This window comes from Actinoplanes lutulentus, from assembly GCF_003259845.1.
Taxonomy (GTDB): domain Bacteria; phylum Actinomycetota; class Actinomycetes; order Mycobacteriales; family Micromonosporaceae; genus Actinoplanes; species Actinoplanes lutulentus.
In genome coordinates, this window is the sequence record NZ_QLMJ01000001.1 from 74,471 (window position 1) to 90,187 (window position 15,717).

A 15,717-nucleotide genomic window follows, 5' to 3' on the forward strand; every position below is an offset into this window, starting at 1 on the left:
GCCCGGGCACCGGGTCTACCGGTTGTTGACGCCCAGGCGTGCCTGGTCGTTGGCGGCGTCTTCCTGTTGATTGAGGACGGACCGGAGCTGGTTGACCCGTTCCTCGTCGACTCCCGGCATTTCGGAGAGCCCGACCATGGTCTTGCGGACCGACACCGCTGCCGGGAAGACCGCCTGGGCCACGGCCTCGTCCAGTTCCCCGGACTTCTCACCGATGACCGGGAGGTTGGCGTCCAGTCCGGCGTTCAGCCGGGCGGCGGTGTCGGTCAGGTGGGTCTGCAGGTGCTCGAACGGCGCCGGCAGATTGCCGTCCTTGCTCCACAGGTCACTCACGGTGTCCCCCTGCGCCGTTGTTGATGATGTCGTCGAGACGGCTGTCGTTCATGACCCGGGCTGCCCGGCGCAGCATCGCCTCGATGTCGAGCGAGCCGTCGATGGTCCCGGTCGTGTCGAGCCCTTCGGGCAGCATCGAGCTGTACCGGCTGCGGGCCTCGTCCGCGGCCTGGCTACGCGTCGCCTCGATGGTCTCGACGAGCAGGCTGGCCAGCTCGACGGCCGGCATGGTGCGGTACGCGCTGGTCGGGAACTTGATCGAGGTGATCGCCCCCCGGCCGTTCACGGTGACCGCGACGGCCCGGTTCTTGGCGGTCACTGTCGTCTCGGCCCGGTCCGACTCGGCGCTCAGCGCGGTCAGCGCCTCGCGCTGCTTGGTGAACTCGGCGTACGCCTGCTCGAGCTGGTTGTGCAACGGTGCCGTCATTGGTCTGCTCCTTCACGCTCGGCCACGGGTGGTCCTGGTGGTCTCGGTCCGTGCCGGCGCCCGGGTCGTGCCCGGCTGTTCCGGCGCGCGGACCTGCGGGTCGGCGTCGGCGTCGGGCATCGGGTCGCGGCCGATCACCGCGGACACGACGCCGGGGTCGGTGCCCCAGACCTCTTCGTCCTCGGTGAGCCAGGTCTTGCGTTCGCGGTCCTGCTCCTTGCCGGAGTTCGGCGCGCCCATGCCGCCCATCGGAGGCATGAACGGGTACCCGCCGGTGGAGCCGTTCGCCGCCATGTCGCGGCCCGCGGCGTCGGCGCTGAGTTTCGCCAGGTCCTGGTATGTGCCGGCGCCGTCCGGGGCGGCGCCGATGAGGCCGCCGCCGAACGGGGTGGCAGTCAGTCCGCCGATCTGTTCGTTAACCGCCGACGGTCCGAGGCTGCCGCCGCCCCCGCTACTGGCACCGCTCGTGCCGCCGCCGGGACGTCCGATGCCGGTGCTGGGCGCGACGGACCGTACGGGCCCGTTGCCGATGGTGCCGGGCCGCACGGTGCCGGGTGAGCCGGCCCCCGGCCAGGGCAGGCCGCTGGTTCCGCCGCCGACGACCGGGGGGCGGGTGCTGGGCAGGCCGCCGATCGAGCCACCGCCCCCACCACCCGTGCCCGGTCCGTTCAGGCCGGGCACGTTGATGCCGGGGCCGTTCACACCGGGCCCGTTGAGGCCCGGCACGTTGCCGCCGCCGATGCCGCCACCACCACCGCCAATGCTGCCGCCGCCTCCTATGCCGCCGCCCACGCCGCCGATGGTTCCGCCACCACCGCCGATGTTGCCGCCGCCCCCGCCGCCGATCCCGGGCGGCGGGACTGACGACGCGCCGACGTTGAGCTGGGAGGTGTCCGGCGGGGGGATGTTCGAGTTCCCGATGTCGAACGGTGGTGGCGTGGTGGAGCTGTTGTTCGGATCGTTCGGGTCGTCAGGATCACCGCCCGGAGGCCGGTCTTCCACCCCGGTCGGTGGGCGCAGCGCGATGGTGTCGAGTTTGGTCGTCAGCTTCGGCACGATCACCTCGGCCACGTTGTCGAGGTCCACCTTGATGCCCTTGATCCAGCGCAGTTTCGCCAGCTGGTCGACGATGCGCCAGCCTTCGGCGGTCAGGATGTCGACGGTGCGGATCAGGTCGGGGTCGTTGCCACGGGCCAGGTTGAGGTCGAACTCGACGTTCCAGTTAGCCAGGCCGAACCGGGTGTCGTCGACGGACTTGGTCTCCCAGTTCCCGCCCAGGCTGTTCAGCACCGCCTGGTAGATGCTGCGTTCGGTGGTGTTCTCGGTCAGCGACGGGCCCTGCTGAGCCGGCAGCGTCAGCCAGTACCCGTAGATGATGCCGTCCGGCCCGATCCAGTTGGGTTTGTGGTACCAGGCGTTGCGGACGTCGCGACCGAATTCGCCGATCGCGTCAGCGCCGCCGAGCAGCATATTGCTCCACGCCCTCGGTCCCTGCAGACGCTTGTCGGACATGTCGCGGTGCAGGTCGGTCATGTCGCGGTGCAAATTCTCCAGGTTGTCGTAGAACATCTGCGCGGCGGAGCCGGAGAAGCCGGACGCTTCGGTGTCGATGCTGTCCATCTGCCGTTTGATCATGTCGCTGGTGCTGTCGAGCCACTGTTCGACCAGGTTGAAGCTGTTGGCGGCGTTGACCAACGACTGCCGGTCGAGAACCGGGTGGTTGCGCTGGTCGAGGAACGGCAGCACGGACAGGTACGACCCGTGTGACCAGCTCTGCCACTTCGGCAGGTACTCGTTGCGGTTCACCCGCACCCGGACGATGACGTTGTCCTTGTCGTACTCCTGGTTGCGGGTGTCGAGCCAGCGGTAGAAGTGCAGGACGTTGGGGTCGGTGTTGTACTTCCACGGCTCGCGGTCCTTCGTGATTCCTTTCTCGATACCTTCGTCGCGCCAGGTCGCGTCGTGTTCGATCCAGGTGAGTCCGGTCAGGTCACCGCGGGCGATCGGGCCGTCCGGCCCGCCGCCGAGGATCTCGGTGAGCATCCGGTCCCAGTTCCAAGTGCCGCCGGAGCCGCCGCCCGGCTCGGGCTTGTCCGTCGTCTCGTCTCCGGCAGGCATCGGCTACCCCGTCGCGCCTTCGTCGGTGATCTCGTAGAAGGTGACGTGTTCCTGCAACGAGAGCCCGCTGAGCTGGTTGAGGTTCTCGACCTCGGCGTTCTCGTCGAGGAATTCGTCGAGGTCCTGCCCGTACTGGTCCAGCCGGTCGCGCAGCTTCGCCATCCGGCTGAATGCCACCGTCGTCACCGACCCCACCGACTTGACCAGGGCGGCGCCGGTGGTGAACTCGTCGGAACCCACGGTGACGCGGACGTTGTCCAGCGCCGGCAGCGGGCCCACCGGGCCGACGGCGAAGTCGGGCGTGGAGACCCGCTCGGTGGCGGGCAGCACCGTCCCGTTCTCGTCGACGAACTTCAGGCCGTACATGACGTCGTCGCCGCCGACGGCGGCGTTCTTCAACCGCAGGCCCAGCGTGGAGATGACCTCGCGGTCAACGACGATAGGGGTGTTCTCGGCCGGCATGCCGCTCAGCGCCCGCTGGAGAAGATCGACACGCCGGTACGCTGACCCTGCTCGTAGGTGGACAGGATCGAGTTCAGGTTGACGCCGGCCTGGCTCAGGCTGGCGCGCATCTGCTCAAGGCCGGCGTTCCACTCGGCCTGGGCCAGCTGGTACTCCTCGACGGCCGCACCGGCGTTGACCGAGACGAACGTGTTGACCGAGCTGTTGAGCTCCCCCATGGCCGCGTCGATGCGTCCCTGGATGGCGTTGATCTGCTCGATGGTGTCCACCATCATGCTGGGCCGTACGCTGAAGTCAGACATTCTTGCTCCTCAGTGCGTGATCGGGTTCGTTCTCGGTTCGGTCAGGTCCAGCTGGCCGGCGGCGTCGGCCCACTGGTGTTGAGCCAGGACGAGGCGTCGGTCAGCGCGTCGTCCTCGGTGCGCTCGTTGCTGCGCGAGAACTCGGCCATGTTGTCCTGCAGCCCGCCGAGAGCGTTCTGCACCCGGGCCAGGCCCTCCTGCCACTGCGAGATGGCGTTACCGAAGGTGGCGGCGGCGTTACCGCTCCAGCCGCTGAACAGCGAGCTCGTCGCGTTGCTGACCGCTGACGCGGCGGCCTGGTTCTCCGAACGCGCTGTCACGAACGCGTTCATCAGGTCGGTGGTGGTTTGGGCATTGACGTCGATGGCCATCGCTGGCTCCTATCTCTTGACGGGCAAAGGGGCGGTCGAATCGGTCATGAGCCGCGAACCGCGCTCAGGTCGAGGGCGGGGCCCTCAGGCAGTAGTCGCAGCCATTCGGGCGGCACGGGTGTCGCGGTGTCCGGCGCGTAGCCGAGCGCTTCGGCGGCGTCGGTGGTCGGTACCGGATACCGCAGCCCGGCGTCGGTGATCAGGTATCGGGCCGTACCGGCGGTTTGGCCGGTACGGCCGGGGGCGACCAGCCCACCGCTGCCGGGCGCCAGCCGGATCACCGCGGCCGCGTCCTGTGACTGGTCCGTATCCGGGGACTGTCCGGCGGCGGGAGCGTCAGCGACCACCTCGGTGATCCCCGCAGCGTCACGGCGCACGCACCAGGCCCGCTCGTCGCCGGCCACCCCGATAGCCGGCGGAACCGGCGGCGCCTGCTGCGGGACGAGCCGGCGCTCGGACACCGGTACCTCGGCCAGCGCCGGCGGCCCGACCGGGATCGGCGCCACCGCACCGCCCGGGTAGGCCTTGGCGGTCTGCGGATCAGCCGCCACGATCGCGTAGCCGGTGGCGGTGAGCGGGCTGAACCCGTCGCGCAGCAGCACGTAGTAGCGGTCGTCGGCGCCGTCGAGGCGGACCACGAACAGCTGCCCGATCAGGGTCTGCTCGCCTTGAACCCTCGGACCGGGTTCGCCGCGCCCGGGAACCTCGACCGGATTGATGTCCGCCGCCGGTGGCAGCAGCTCCGGCCAGCGGGAGTCCACCGGCACGACCGGTCCGTCGTACCCGAAAACCCGGGCCATCCAGGCAGCGCCGAGCTGATAGCGGTGGCCGCGCCAGATCAGGAAGTTCTGGCCGCGGCCGGGACTCACCACGACCGCCCGCTCCGCGAGCGGTTCACCGCTGGCCTCGGTGGCGAGCGCGAGGGTCAGGCCGGAGCCGACGGCCGGGCAGGCGGTCCAGGTGACACCGGTGAGAGCATCGGCCCGGGGCAGCGCGTCCGGTGCCGCCACCACGCCGACCGGCAGGCCGCGGGTCACGCCGGTCAGCGACCGGCTGGAGACCGACACCCGCGGCGGATCCGCGCCGAACAGCAGCCGCGCCGACGCATAGTTGAGCACCGGGCGCAGCTGGCCGTCGGTGAAGACGTACCGGCTGCCGGTCTCCTTCTCCAGCACCAGCGTGCCGGGTTTACGCCAGGCGGTGCTGCCGCCGGGGCGCAGGTAGCCGTAGAGCCCGGAACCGGCCACCACGAGCGCGGTGATCAGCACGCCGACGACCACGCCGGTGACAGTGCGCCGATGCGGGTTCTCCGACCGTTCCGGGTCACCGGTCACCAGAGCAGAGGTGAGCCGGCCCAGCACGTACGACTGCGCCTGCACCTGATCACGCCGGGACTGTGCCATGTCAGCCCCCCATCGCCCGCACGCGCGCGTAGACGCCGAACACCTGCAGCAACACCGGGATGACCGCTACCGTCGCCACCGTCTGGAACAGGTCACCGATGCGACCCCAGTACGGCATCAGCCGGCGTCCGGGAAGCAGCCGGGCAAGGCACACCAACAGCGCGCCGAGCAGCAGCACGAGCACAGCCGCATACGCCCGTGCCGCGGTCGGCGCCAGGGTGAGTCCGCCAATCAGAGCAGCACCCAGCCCGAGCAGGGCCGGCACACCCTGGGCTAGCCGATGCCAGGCACTGGTCATCGGCCGCAGCATCAGCAGCCGAACCGACGCCACCAGCACGATCAGCGTCAGGGTGTCCCATCGGGGATCACGGGCGAGCAATACCAGGCCCACCGCCGACGGCACCGCCAGACCCGCGTAGAGAGCGGTCATGTACCGATCCGCGGTGGCCGCGCCGGTCAGCAGCGGCTCACTCGGCTCCGGGTCGATGTCCTCCTGCAGATGCTCGGGTTCGGTCGGCAGCGGTTTGAGTCGCATCCGGGCCATCCGGAACGCGGCCATCGGCACCAGAGTGGCCGCCACCGTGCCGATCACCGCCACCGTGCCGGCCGCAGCCGTGCCCGGCACGTCCAGGAACGCGACCGCCGCCGCACCGAACGCGCCCAGGCCGGCACCGAGGGCAGCGGTCACCACGGCCAGGCGGATCGCACCGACCGCGAGACCAGCGCCGAGCACCGCCACACCGGCGGCGACCGCCGCGGTGAACAGGTGCGGTGCGCCGGCGTGCAAGCCGGATCCCGGTTGCGACCAGTCGGGCAGGCTCAGGCCCGCGAGCACCGCATAGCCGACGACACCGCCGCCGAGCACCAGCGCCGCCGGACGGTCACCCACGACCCGGCCGGCCGCGGCCGCCCCTGCGGCCAGCGCCACCGCGGTCAGACCTGCGGCCAGCGCCCGCGCCGACGACGCCATCGGCAGGCCCAACGCGATCAACCCGGCCGCCAGCAGCACCGCGAGCGAGCCCAGCGCCGCCCACCGTGTCATCTCCGGACGCCATAGGCCGCTGCGCGACTCCAGCCCGGCGGCGACACCGTCGATCATGTCGTCGAACGCCACCGGCGGGATCTGCTCGGCACGCGGGCGCAAGTGCACGACGTCACCGTCGTGCAGGCCCAGCGACCGTACGCTGCCGTTCTCGTCCAGCGCCGGTGAACCGAGCCGTTGCAGCACCCAGCCGCCGTGCGGCAGCCCGGCATCGGCCAGGTTGTCGCCGAGTTGGCCCAGCAGCACCGGCAACAGGTCGGCGATCACCACCTGCTCAGGCACGGCAACGTCGATGCGCCGGTCCGGTCCACACACCACCAGACGGCACATCTCTCCAGTCGTCTCCCCTGCCACGGCCCCTACTTCGTGCGCGGCCACCGGCTGGTTCACGCACCTCGCAAGAAATTTCGCTGACCCGAACACGGTGCCGCGACGTAGTGGCCAGGGATGCACCGCCGACAGCGGGCAGAGAGAGGCGAACCATGGCGACCGCGATCTTCAAACGCCCGGCACGGCGCAGCGGCCCGGAGGCGCCCAGCGGCGAACTCAGCCTTCAGGAGCCGCCGGAGCTGGCCGAGCAGCAATCCAATGCGATGCGCACGATGTTGATGGTGCTACCGATGGCGTTGATGGGTGGCGTCATGGCGTTGATGTTCACCACCGGCTCGTCGCGCGGCGGCTCGATGAACCTGATGATGTCGGGCCTGATGGTCGTCGCGATGGGCGCCATGATGCTCGGCCAGCTGGGCGGCGGCGGAGACCGCAAACAGCGCGCCGGCGCGGAACGCCGTGACTATCTTCGCCATCTCGCGCAGAACCGGCGCCGCGCACGCCAGTACGTCGATCAGCAGCGAGAAGCCGCGTTGTGGCGCGACCCGGACCCGCGGGCGTTGTGGACGCTGGCGATGACTTCGCGCCGGTGGGAACGCCGCCCCAGCCACCCCGACTTCCTCGAGGTACGCGTCGGCACCGGCGAGCAGCGCCTCGCGGTACGGATCGCGCCGTTGCAGACCAAACCGATCGAGGATCTGGAGCCGCTGTCGGCCAAGTCGCTGCGCCGATTCATCCGGGCCTACAGCACCGTGCAGGACCTGCCGGTCGCGTTGTTCCTGCCCGGCTTCGCCGAGATCCGCGTTGGCGGCGACCCCTCCCACGCCCGCGCTCTGGTACGCACCCTGATCGCGCAGCTGGTGACCCTGCACGCGCCGGAGGAGGTCACGCTCGCGCTCTGTGTGGGCACCAGCGGCGCCGACGCCTGGGAATGGGCCAAGTGGCTGCCGCATCTGCAGCACGCTGCCGAACAGGACGCGGCCGGCCAAGTCCGTCTGGTCGCTGACGGCATCGACGGGATCGAACGCATGCTCGGCGACGACTTCCTCGAACGCCCCCGCTACGAACGCGACGCCCGGGTGACCCGCGACGAACCGTACGTGGTGGTGATCCGCGACGGCGGCAGGCTTCCCAACGGCGCCCGGTTCACCAGCGGCGGCTACCGCAACACCCTGCTGATCGATCTGGACACGCCGACACCGAGTCTGGACAAGGAGGTGCTGACGTTGCACGTCGACGCGGAACGCCTCGAGATGATCCGCCTGGACCGGGTGGGTAGCCCGGTGCACACCCTGCTAGCCGCGCCGGATTTCCTCGGCGAACCGGCCGCCACCGCCCTGGCACGGCTGCTGTCGCCGTACCGGCTCGCCCTGACCACCGAACCGGACCGCGAGGCGCTGACCACCGACTTCGACCTGCCGTCGCTGCTGGGTATCGCCGATCCCCGCGCCCTGAACCTCGGTGAGCTGTGGTCAGCCCGGCCGGCCGCCCAACGGCTGCGGGTACCGATCGGCGTGGACCGGCACGGCACCCCGATCGAACTCGACCTCAAGGAGTCGGCGCTGGGTGGCTCCGGCCCGCACGGCATGCTCATCGGCGCGACCGGGTCGGGCAAAAGCGAATTGCTGCGGACCCTGGTCGTCGCGCTGGCCACGACCCATTCCAGCGAAACGCTCAACTTCGTGCTCGTCGACTTCAAAGGCGGCGCCACGTTCCTCGGCCTCGACGAGTTGCCGCACACCTCCGCGGTGATCACCAACCTGGCCGACGAGGCCGCGCTGGTCGGCCGGATGCGCGACGCGCTGCAGGGCGAGCTGGTCCGGCGCCAGGAACTTTTGCGGGCGGTCGGCGGCTACAGCTCGGTACTCGACTACGAGAAGGCCCGGTCCGGCGGCGTAGCGCTGGATCCGCTGCCGACGCTGTTCATCGTGGTCGACGAGTTCAGTGAGCTACTCGCCACCCACCGCGACTTCATCGACCTGTTCGTGATGATCGGCCGGTTGGGTCGCTCACTCGGTGTGCATCTGCTGCTGGCCAGCCAGCGTGTCGACGACGGCCGGATCGGGCAGCTGGAATCGCACCTGTCCTACCGCATCGGGCTGCGAACCTTCTCCGCCCTCGAATCGCGGTCGGTGATCGGGGTACCGGACGCCTACGAGCTGCCGTCAGCGCCGGGTAACGGCTATCTGCGCACCGATGTGTCGACGCTGGTGCGGTTCAAGGCTGCCTACGTCTCCGGCTCGTACCGTCCGCGGGCGGCACGGGTCCGCCAGGAGATCGTGCAGCGTCAGGTGGTTCCGTATCTGCTGGAGCACGTGCCGCATCGGCACGCCGATCCGCTGCCCGCCGAACCGGATGCCAAGGCGGCGCCGGACGACGCCGCGGAGCAGTCCGCCAGTGTGATGTCGGTGATGGTGACCCAGCTGGCCGGGCAGGGCCCGCCGGCGCACCAGGTGTGGCTGCCGCCGCTGGCCGCACCGCCGACGCTCGACCAGCTGCTGCCGGCGCTGGAGCCCGATTCGCGTCGTGGCCTGGTTGCCGCCCGCTGGCCCGGCAACGGCCGGCTGGTCGCCCCGGTCGGCTATGTGGACCGCCCGGCTGAACAGGCCCGGGAACTGCTCGTCGTCGACCTGTCCGGTGTCGGCGGGCACCTCGGGATCGCCGGCGGGCCGCAGAGCGGCAAGAGCACCCTGCTGCGCAGCGTCATCGCCGCGCTGGCGCTGACCCACAGCCCGGCCGAAGTGCAGTTCTACTGCCTCGACTTCGGTGGCGGCACCCTTGCCAGCATCGCCGGGCTGCCGCACGTCGGCAGTGTCGCCGGGCGCCTGGACGAGGACCGGGTACGCCGCACCGTCGCGGAGATCACCGCGCTGATCGCCCGCCGCGAACGTGTCTTCGCCGACCGGGGCATCGACTCGATGGCGACTTACCGCCGCCAGCGTGCCGCCGGCGAGATCATCGACGACCCGTACGGCGACGTGTTCCTGGTCGTGGACGGCTGGTTCACGCTGCGCCAGGAGTTCGAGGCCGTCGACGCCGCGGTGCGGCAGATCACCGCCCGCGGCCTGAACTTCGGTGTCCACCTGCTGCTGACCGCTTCACGCTGGTCGGAGGTCCACCACGGGATGCGTGACCAGGTCGGCACCCGGCTGGAGCTGCGACTCGGCGACCCGGTCGACTCGACGGTCGACCTGCGGCTGGCGGCCACCGTGCCGCAGATCCCCGGCCGCGGCCTGACGTCCGACAAGCTGCATTTCCTCGGCGCGTTGCCGCGCATCGACGGCGTCGAGGACCCGGACTCGGCAGCCGACGGCGCCCGCGATCTGGCCACCTCGGTCGCCGATTTCTGGCCGGGCGAGCCGGCGCCGCCGGTGCGTACGCTGCCGGCCGTGCTCGACGCCGGGATCCTGCCGGCGCCGGAAGGTGATTTCCGGGTGCCGTTCGGCCTCGACGAGGAACGTATGTCGCCGGTGTGGCATCACTTCGGTGAAGTGCCGCACCTGACCGTGCTCGGTGATGTGGAGAGCGGCAAGTCGAACCTGCTGCGTCACCTGATCCGTTCCATCTGTGCCCGGTTCGCTCCCGGTGAAGCCCGCATCCTGCTCGTCGACTACCGCCGGACGCTGTTCGACGCGATTCCGGACGCCTACCGGCTCGGCTACTCGGTGTCGGCGGAGTCGACCCGGGCCACGGTCGCCGACGCCCTGGCCGGTCTACGGCCTCGGGTGCCGGGCGCGGACATCAGCCCTGAGCAGCTGCGCCGCCGCGACTGGTGGACCGGTCCACGGTTGTTCGTACTGGTCGACGACTACGAGATGCTCTCCGGCATGGACAGTCCGCTGCAAGCCCTGGTGCCGATGCTGCAGCACGGCGCCGACATCGGCTTTCACCTGGTGTTGACCCGCGGCGCGTCGAACCTGTCCCGGATGTCGATGGACCCGTTGATCCGGCGGCTGCAGGAAACCAACAGTCCGGACGTGGCGCTGTCCTGCCCGCCGACGGAAGGTCCGCTGCTCGGCGGCGCCAAGCCGCGGCACCTGCCGCCGGGGCGGGCTCTGCTGTGCAGCCGCCGCGGGCATCGGCTGATTCAGACCGCGTGGTCCGATCCTGCCGTCGTCACCGTCGACGCCGCCGCACCGACCGGACGGTGACGATCAGGGCGGCGAGCACGACGCCGCCCAGCAGCAGCACCGACCCGGCGATACCGGCGGCCCGGACCGCCGGGTCGCCGGGCGACGGCATCGGCATGGTCACGGCGCCGCCCCGCGGCGGCGCGGCGGGGGGGCGCGGGCTGGTCAGTGCGGCCACCGCGGCGTACGCGTCGAGTGTTGCCGGACCCGTGGTACCGGCCGCCGGCGCCTCAGCGGTCGACAGCAGACGTTCGTGGACCTGCGCCCACCGCAAGCCGGGATGGTAGGAGCGGACCAGGGCCGCCGTACCGGCCACGTAGGCGGCGGCCACGGCCGGGCCGCCGACCCGGTAGTGGCCGTCCCCCGTGGGTCCGATGCTGTAGGCGCCCGCGGCGGGTGCAATCAGGTCGACCTGCTGCCCGCTCAGGTCGGCGCCTGCTTCGGACACCGACAACACCAGCGGGTACGCCGCGGGGTAGGACACCGGCGGCGTCTGACCGGCTGTCACACTCTGCTGGCCGGCAATGGTGGCGGCCGCGACAATCAGGCTGTTCGCGGCGGTAGCCCGGATCACCGCATCGCGCAGTGCAGGCGAGTCCTCGGCGACGCCGGACCCGACCAGGATCACCGACGCCCGCTGGTCCACCGCGAAACCGATGCCGGCGGCCAGCGCCTGTGGTTGCAGCCGCCCAGCGGCGTCGACGACCCGGACCGGCAGGATCGTGGCCTCCGGCGCCATTCCGGCCAGTGCGGTACCGGCGATCGGGCGGGCCGCGACGATCCCGGCGAGCGCGGTGCCGCGCCCGAGGCAGTCATCGCGGGCCGGCCCGCCGCCCACCACGTCACCGCCCGGCCAAACCGCGCCGGCCAGCGCGGGCGCCTTGTCGCTGACCCCGGTGTCGATGACCGCGACGACGACACCGCGTCCCCTGGTCAGCGACGACACCAGATCCGGCGCCATTCGTGCCTGCGGCGCCGACATCGCGGCCACCACCACCGAAGACGCTTCCACGCAAGAACCGCTACCGGGCACCGGCAGCGCCGGTGGTTCCTGCGTCGCGCTCACCGGCGCCGCGATCGGCAGACCCGCCAGGGCCAGCGCCAGTGTCCCGGCCGTCCAACTCCACCTCATGGCCTGGACTACGTACGCCGATAGGCGCCTGTTCACACTTGCGGACGCCGGATCGACAGGCAGGTCAGCCCTTACGCCACTTCTGGTTACCGGTGCCGACGCAATCCCACAGCTCGAGCGGCCCGCCGTTGTCGGTGCGCACGTCTTTGACCGTCACGCATTTGTCCGCGGTCGGGTTCACGAGGTCACCGGCCGCGTTCAGGGTGAAACGCTGCGCCCAGCCGCCGTTGCAGCGGGCGATCTGGATGGCGGTGCCGTTGTCCCGCGATGCCAGGGCGATGTCCATGCACATGCCCTGTGACCGGAGGGTCCCGTCTGATTTGAACACCCACAGCTGCCACGCGGCACCGGTGCAGTCCCAGATCTGCAGTCGTGTTCCGTCCGCGCTGCTGCGGCCGGTGACGTCGATACAGCGGCCGCTGGCGGAGCCGCGGATGAGCTTGCCGGTGACCGTCGCGGGTTTGGTTGTGGTGGTCGTGGCGGGCTTGGTGGTGGTGGCCGGCTTGGTCGTAGTGGCCGGCCGGTCAGCGGCCGGCGTGGCCGGCTTGCTCGACGCCGCGGGCGGGTTCTGCGCCGATGGTTTCGTCCCCGGCGCTGACGGTTTCGCCGACGACCGCGCCGGATTCGGCTGCTGCGCCTTGGGCGGCGGCGCCGCGGCCGACGGCGACTTCTGCGGGCTGCCGTCCGAGCCGTCCACCTGCTCGCTTACCCCGGAAGGCGCGTTCGCCACGGCCGGCCCGATCGCCACGGGCGGCGGTCCTGGGACACCGCCGACGACGCTGGGGACGTCGACAGTGTCCCAGAAGGGCTGCGCGATCCCCGGCACGGCCCGCACCATCGGCGCAGGCGTGACAGCAGAGTTCTGCGCGGCCTCAGGCATGCGCTGATCGCCGGTGACACTGCCGGTCGCGGCCACGGCCACCGCCAGGCCGCTTACTGCGACACCGACGAGCAACAATCTCAGCTGGCGGACTTCGACTGATCTCACGCGGGAACGCTAGAGGCCGCGCATCGACGTGACATCGACAGCGCGTAGGCGCAGAGCTGACCGGCCCGGTCAGCGCACCGGCGATCCGGCCGCCACGAGCGCGTCGCTGATCACTTGGCGGGCGGCGTCACGCAGTTCCGCCGTACCCGGGAAATCCGCTGGCAGAAGCGGCGGCAGCACCTCGACCAGGATGTCGGCGCGCTCGCGCATCACCAGACCCTGCGCAGGCAGCGCCTGGCGGGTGCCGTGTACCGCGATCGGGATGATCGGAACATTGTGCCGGATCGCCAGTTCGAAGGCGCCGTCCTTGAACGGCAGCAGTGACCCGTCGCGGGTACGGGTGCCCTCGGGGAACATTGCCAGCTGCGAACCGGCATCCAGTAGCCGGTCGCAGTGCTCCTTCATCAGACGCACCGACTCGCTGTCACCGCGCTTGACCGCAACGCAGTCGCTGAGCCGCATGTACCAGCCCACCACTGGCGTCTTGAACAGTTCCTGCTTGGACACCCATTTGATCGGCCGGTACAGCGTCTGAAGGGCCAGGATGTCGATCATCGAGGCGTGGTTGGCGACCAGGATCGCGCCACCGTGCCAAGGCAGCCGGTCGCGGCCTCGCACCCGCAACCGCCACAGCGGGTTGACCCAGAGGTAGATGCTCCCCCACGCCGCCGCGTACATGTGCAGCACCACTCGCCGCCGGTCGAACGGAAAGGTCACCAGCCGGATCAGCGCAACCCCGCCGATGAACACCAGCGAGGACACTGCGAAGAAGGCCCAGAATGCCACGGAGAGCACTCTCGCCATGCCGACCGGTCGCTCGCCCACATTGCCTCATCACGTCGTCCGCAGCCGGTGAACCCCGGCACTGACCATTAGCGGTCGCGAAGGTCAACGCGGGAACGACAGCACATCAACGCCTGAGTTGCGCACACGTGCTCAGCTGCGAGTAGTTCTCCCTGGCGAGGTCAGCACGCCATCCGGTGAGCAGCCGGGGCCGGCCGGATTCCGAGGTGAGCACTGGAGCGAGTTCGGACCGGACGACGGTGCGCCCGCGTACGGTCAGGGTCAGGACGCCGGAGCGGGCACTGAACGGTGGGTAGAGTCCCGAGCTGTACCACAGCAGGTTGCCCAGGCCGTAGGCGACGAACGTGTCGTCGAGGTGCCCAGCACCTTGCAGGACGTGGGCGTGGGCGCCCACCACGATGTCGGCGCCGGCGTCGGCCATCCGCTGGGCGAAGGTCTGCTGCTCGCGAGACGGGCACGGGTCGCCCTCGACGCCCCAGTGCGGCATAACCACGACGAGGTCGCTGTCCGCGCGGGCCGCCGCGACCGCTCGCGCGGCCCGGTCGAGGTCGAAGGCCATGGCGATGCCGGCCCGCAACGGTCCGGCAGCCCAGGTGTCCGCCAGTTCGGCGACCTGGCTGAAGCCGAACACGGCGATGCGGACACCGTGGACTTGGGTACGCCAGGGCCGCAACGCTTCGTCGATTGCCTGGCCTGCCCCGAACACGCCGACCCGGGCGGCTCGGACGTTGGTGATCGTGTCGGTGAGCCCGGCCCGGCCGTGGTCCATCGAGTGGTTGTTGGCCAGGCTGACCGCGTCGATCCCGGCCGCATGCAACGCTTCGGCGGCTGGCGGGTCGGCGCGGAACGCGTACCGTTTGGGCTGTGGATCGTCGCGGAGGGTGACCGGCGTCTCGAGATTGACCACCGCCAGATCCGCTGCCTTGAGCAGCGGCCCAGCCTGCCCGAATACCGATCCGTGGTTGCTGAGCAGGTTCCGTATCCGGCCCTCGAAATGCACGTCGCCGCCGAACGCGAGCACCACGTCGGGTGCCGGGTCCGGCGATCGTGGGGCGCAGCCCGCGGAAGTCGTGAACAGCACCGTGGCCAGCGCGATCCGCCACCAGCGGCGCGACAGCCGCCGAGCGACCATGCCGGCTACCACGATCGCTGCGGTGAGCAGAATCGGTTCGGCAACGGCGACGGCCAGCTGAGCCGGCCCGTCGAGGGTGGAGAGCCGTCTTACCAGGACTGCGCCGCTGGCAGCGGTGACCGGCACCAGAGCAGCGGCGATCGGGGCAGCCGCGTCACCGATGCGCGCCAGAGCTCGCGTCATCGCCGGCGCCGGCTTCGTGGCGAGCGTTTCGAACCGATAGCCCAGCACCCAGCCGATCAGGAAGAACAACAGATGCCTGGTGAGTACGGCTGCCGAGGCCAGCTCCGGCAGCCGGGCGGCGGTCGCGGCTCCCAGCACCGCCACAGTGGCGCCACCGCCGAGGACCAGCCACGCCGGCGGCCGGCGGACAAACCTGGCGACCAGCGGGAACAGGGCGAGCGAATAGGCCAGGGCCAACCCTGCGTCCGGCAGCACCACGAACCGGATCAGCTCGGCCAGGTCCCGGACCGGTGTGAGCCCGTACACCGGCCCGTATCGCCACAGGACGGCCAAGGTGGCGGCCACGGACACGCCGTACCAGCCGGGATGCGGCACCACCCGGGCACCGAAGCCGACAGCGACGAAGAACAGCGGCGCGCCCAGGATCGCGGCGAGCTGCGCCGTATGCCACCAGAAGGCCGGCACCGCAGCGGTCATATCCCATTCGACCTGCGCATAGTGCTCCTGCACCACCGTAGCGAGAACAATCAGCAACAACCCGGATCCGGTGGCCACCGCCG

13 protein-coding genes are annotated in these 15,717 nt (G+C 70.5%); 1 reads left to right on the forward strand and 12 read right to left on the reverse strand.

The genetic code is table 11. The features are described 5' to 3' along the window. Positions 1 to 15: 15 nt before the first annotated feature. From B0I29_RS00235 to eccD, 8 genes are read right to left on the reverse strand one after another with little or no spacing between them, the layout of a single operon-like run. Complete coding sequence (locus tag B0I29_RS00235) at positions 16 to 333, reverse strand: hypothetical protein (protein ID WP_111646747.1); 318 nt, start codon at positions 331 to 333, stop codon at positions 16 to 18. Further along, positions 326 to 760: a YbaB/EbfC family nucleoid-associated protein gene (locus tag B0I29_RS00240; protein ID WP_111646748.1), complete on the reverse strand. Its 435-nt coding sequence runs from the start codon at positions 758 to 760 to the stop codon at positions 326 to 328. Before B0I29_RS00240 ends, B0I29_RS00235 begins: the two co-directional genes overlap by 8 nt. A gap of 12 nt (positions 761 to 772) precedes the next feature. Next, positions 773 to 2,878, reverse strand: coding sequence for a hypothetical protein (locus B0I29_RS45075; protein WP_146616663.1), 2,106 nt, complete (start codon positions 2,876 to 2,878; stop codon positions 773 to 775). Between the two features lie 3 nt (positions 2,879 to 2,881). Beyond that, positions 2,882 to 3,340 (reverse strand): hypothetical protein, encoded by a 459-nt coding sequence (locus tag B0I29_RS00250; protein WP_111646749.1) that lies wholly within the window; start codon positions 3,338 to 3,340, stop codon positions 2,882 to 2,884. A gap of 5 nt (positions 3,341 to 3,345) precedes the next feature. Next, the gene (locus B0I29_RS00255; protein ID WP_111646750.1) at positions 3,346 to 3,642 is read right to left on the reverse strand and encodes a WXG100 family type VII secretion target; all 297 of its coding nucleotides are present in this window, start codon (positions 3,640 to 3,642) and stop codon (positions 3,346 to 3,348) included. Positions 3,643 to 3,683: 41 nt separating this feature from the next. Continuing rightward, complete coding sequence (locus B0I29_RS00260; RefSeq protein WP_111646751.1) at positions 3,684 to 4,013, reverse strand: WXG100 family type VII secretion target; 330 nt, start codon at positions 4,011 to 4,013, stop codon at positions 3,684 to 3,686. Positions 4,014 to 4,057: 44 nt separating this feature from the next. Further along, the gene (gene eccB / locus B0I29_RS00265; protein ID WP_111646752.1) at positions 4,058 to 5,416 is read right to left on the reverse strand and encodes a type VII secretion protein EccB; all 1,359 of its coding nucleotides are present in this window, start codon (positions 5,414 to 5,416) and stop codon (positions 4,058 to 4,060) included. A 1-nt stretch (position 5,417) separates the two neighbouring features. Beyond that, positions 5,418 to 6,788 carry a type VII secretion integral membrane protein EccD gene (gene eccD, locus B0I29_RS00270; protein ID WP_111646753.1) on the reverse strand — a complete coding sequence of 457 codons (1,371 nt, stop codon included), beginning with the start codon at positions 6,786 to 6,788 and terminating at the stop codon, positions 5,418 to 5,420. Between the two features lie 152 nt (positions 6,789 to 6,940). Between eccD and eccCa the strand changes: the two genes are divergently transcribed. Beyond that, positions 6,941 to 10,939 (forward strand): type VII secretion protein EccCa, encoded by a 3,999-nt coding sequence (gene eccCa, locus B0I29_RS00275; RefSeq protein WP_111646754.1) that lies wholly within the window; start codon positions 6,941 to 6,943, stop codon positions 10,937 to 10,939. On the opposite strand, the gene B0I29_RS00280 is transcribed toward eccCa, so the two are convergent. The 4 genes from B0I29_RS00280 to B0I29_RS00295 form a co-directional block, all read right to left on the reverse strand. Next, positions 10,905 to 12,050 carry a S8 family serine peptidase gene (locus B0I29_RS00280; protein WP_111646755.1) on the reverse strand — a complete coding sequence of 382 codons (1,146 nt, stop codon included), beginning with the start codon at positions 12,048 to 12,050 and terminating at the stop codon, positions 10,905 to 10,907. The two genes, eccCa and B0I29_RS00280, sit on opposite strands and share 35 nt — an antisense overlap. Before the next feature lie 64 nt (positions 12,051 to 12,114). Next, positions 12,115 to 13,038 (reverse strand): RICIN domain-containing protein, encoded by a 924-nt coding sequence (locus tag B0I29_RS45535; protein WP_220091241.1) that lies wholly within the window; start codon positions 13,036 to 13,038, stop codon positions 12,115 to 12,117. A 69-nt stretch (positions 13,039 to 13,107) separates the two neighbouring features. Beyond that, positions 13,108 to 13,824 carry a lysophospholipid acyltransferase family protein gene (locus B0I29_RS00290; protein ID WP_220091242.1) on the reverse strand — a complete coding sequence of 239 codons (717 nt, stop codon included), beginning with the start codon at positions 13,822 to 13,824 and terminating at the stop codon, positions 13,108 to 13,110. A gap of 124 nt (positions 13,825 to 13,948) precedes the next feature. Further along, a complete protein-coding gene (locus tag B0I29_RS00295; protein ID WP_111646756.1) occupies positions 13,949 to 15,712 on the reverse strand; it encodes a CapA family protein in 1,764 nt (587 codons plus the stop codon). Between the last annotated feature and the right edge of the window lie 5 nt (positions 15,713 to 15,717).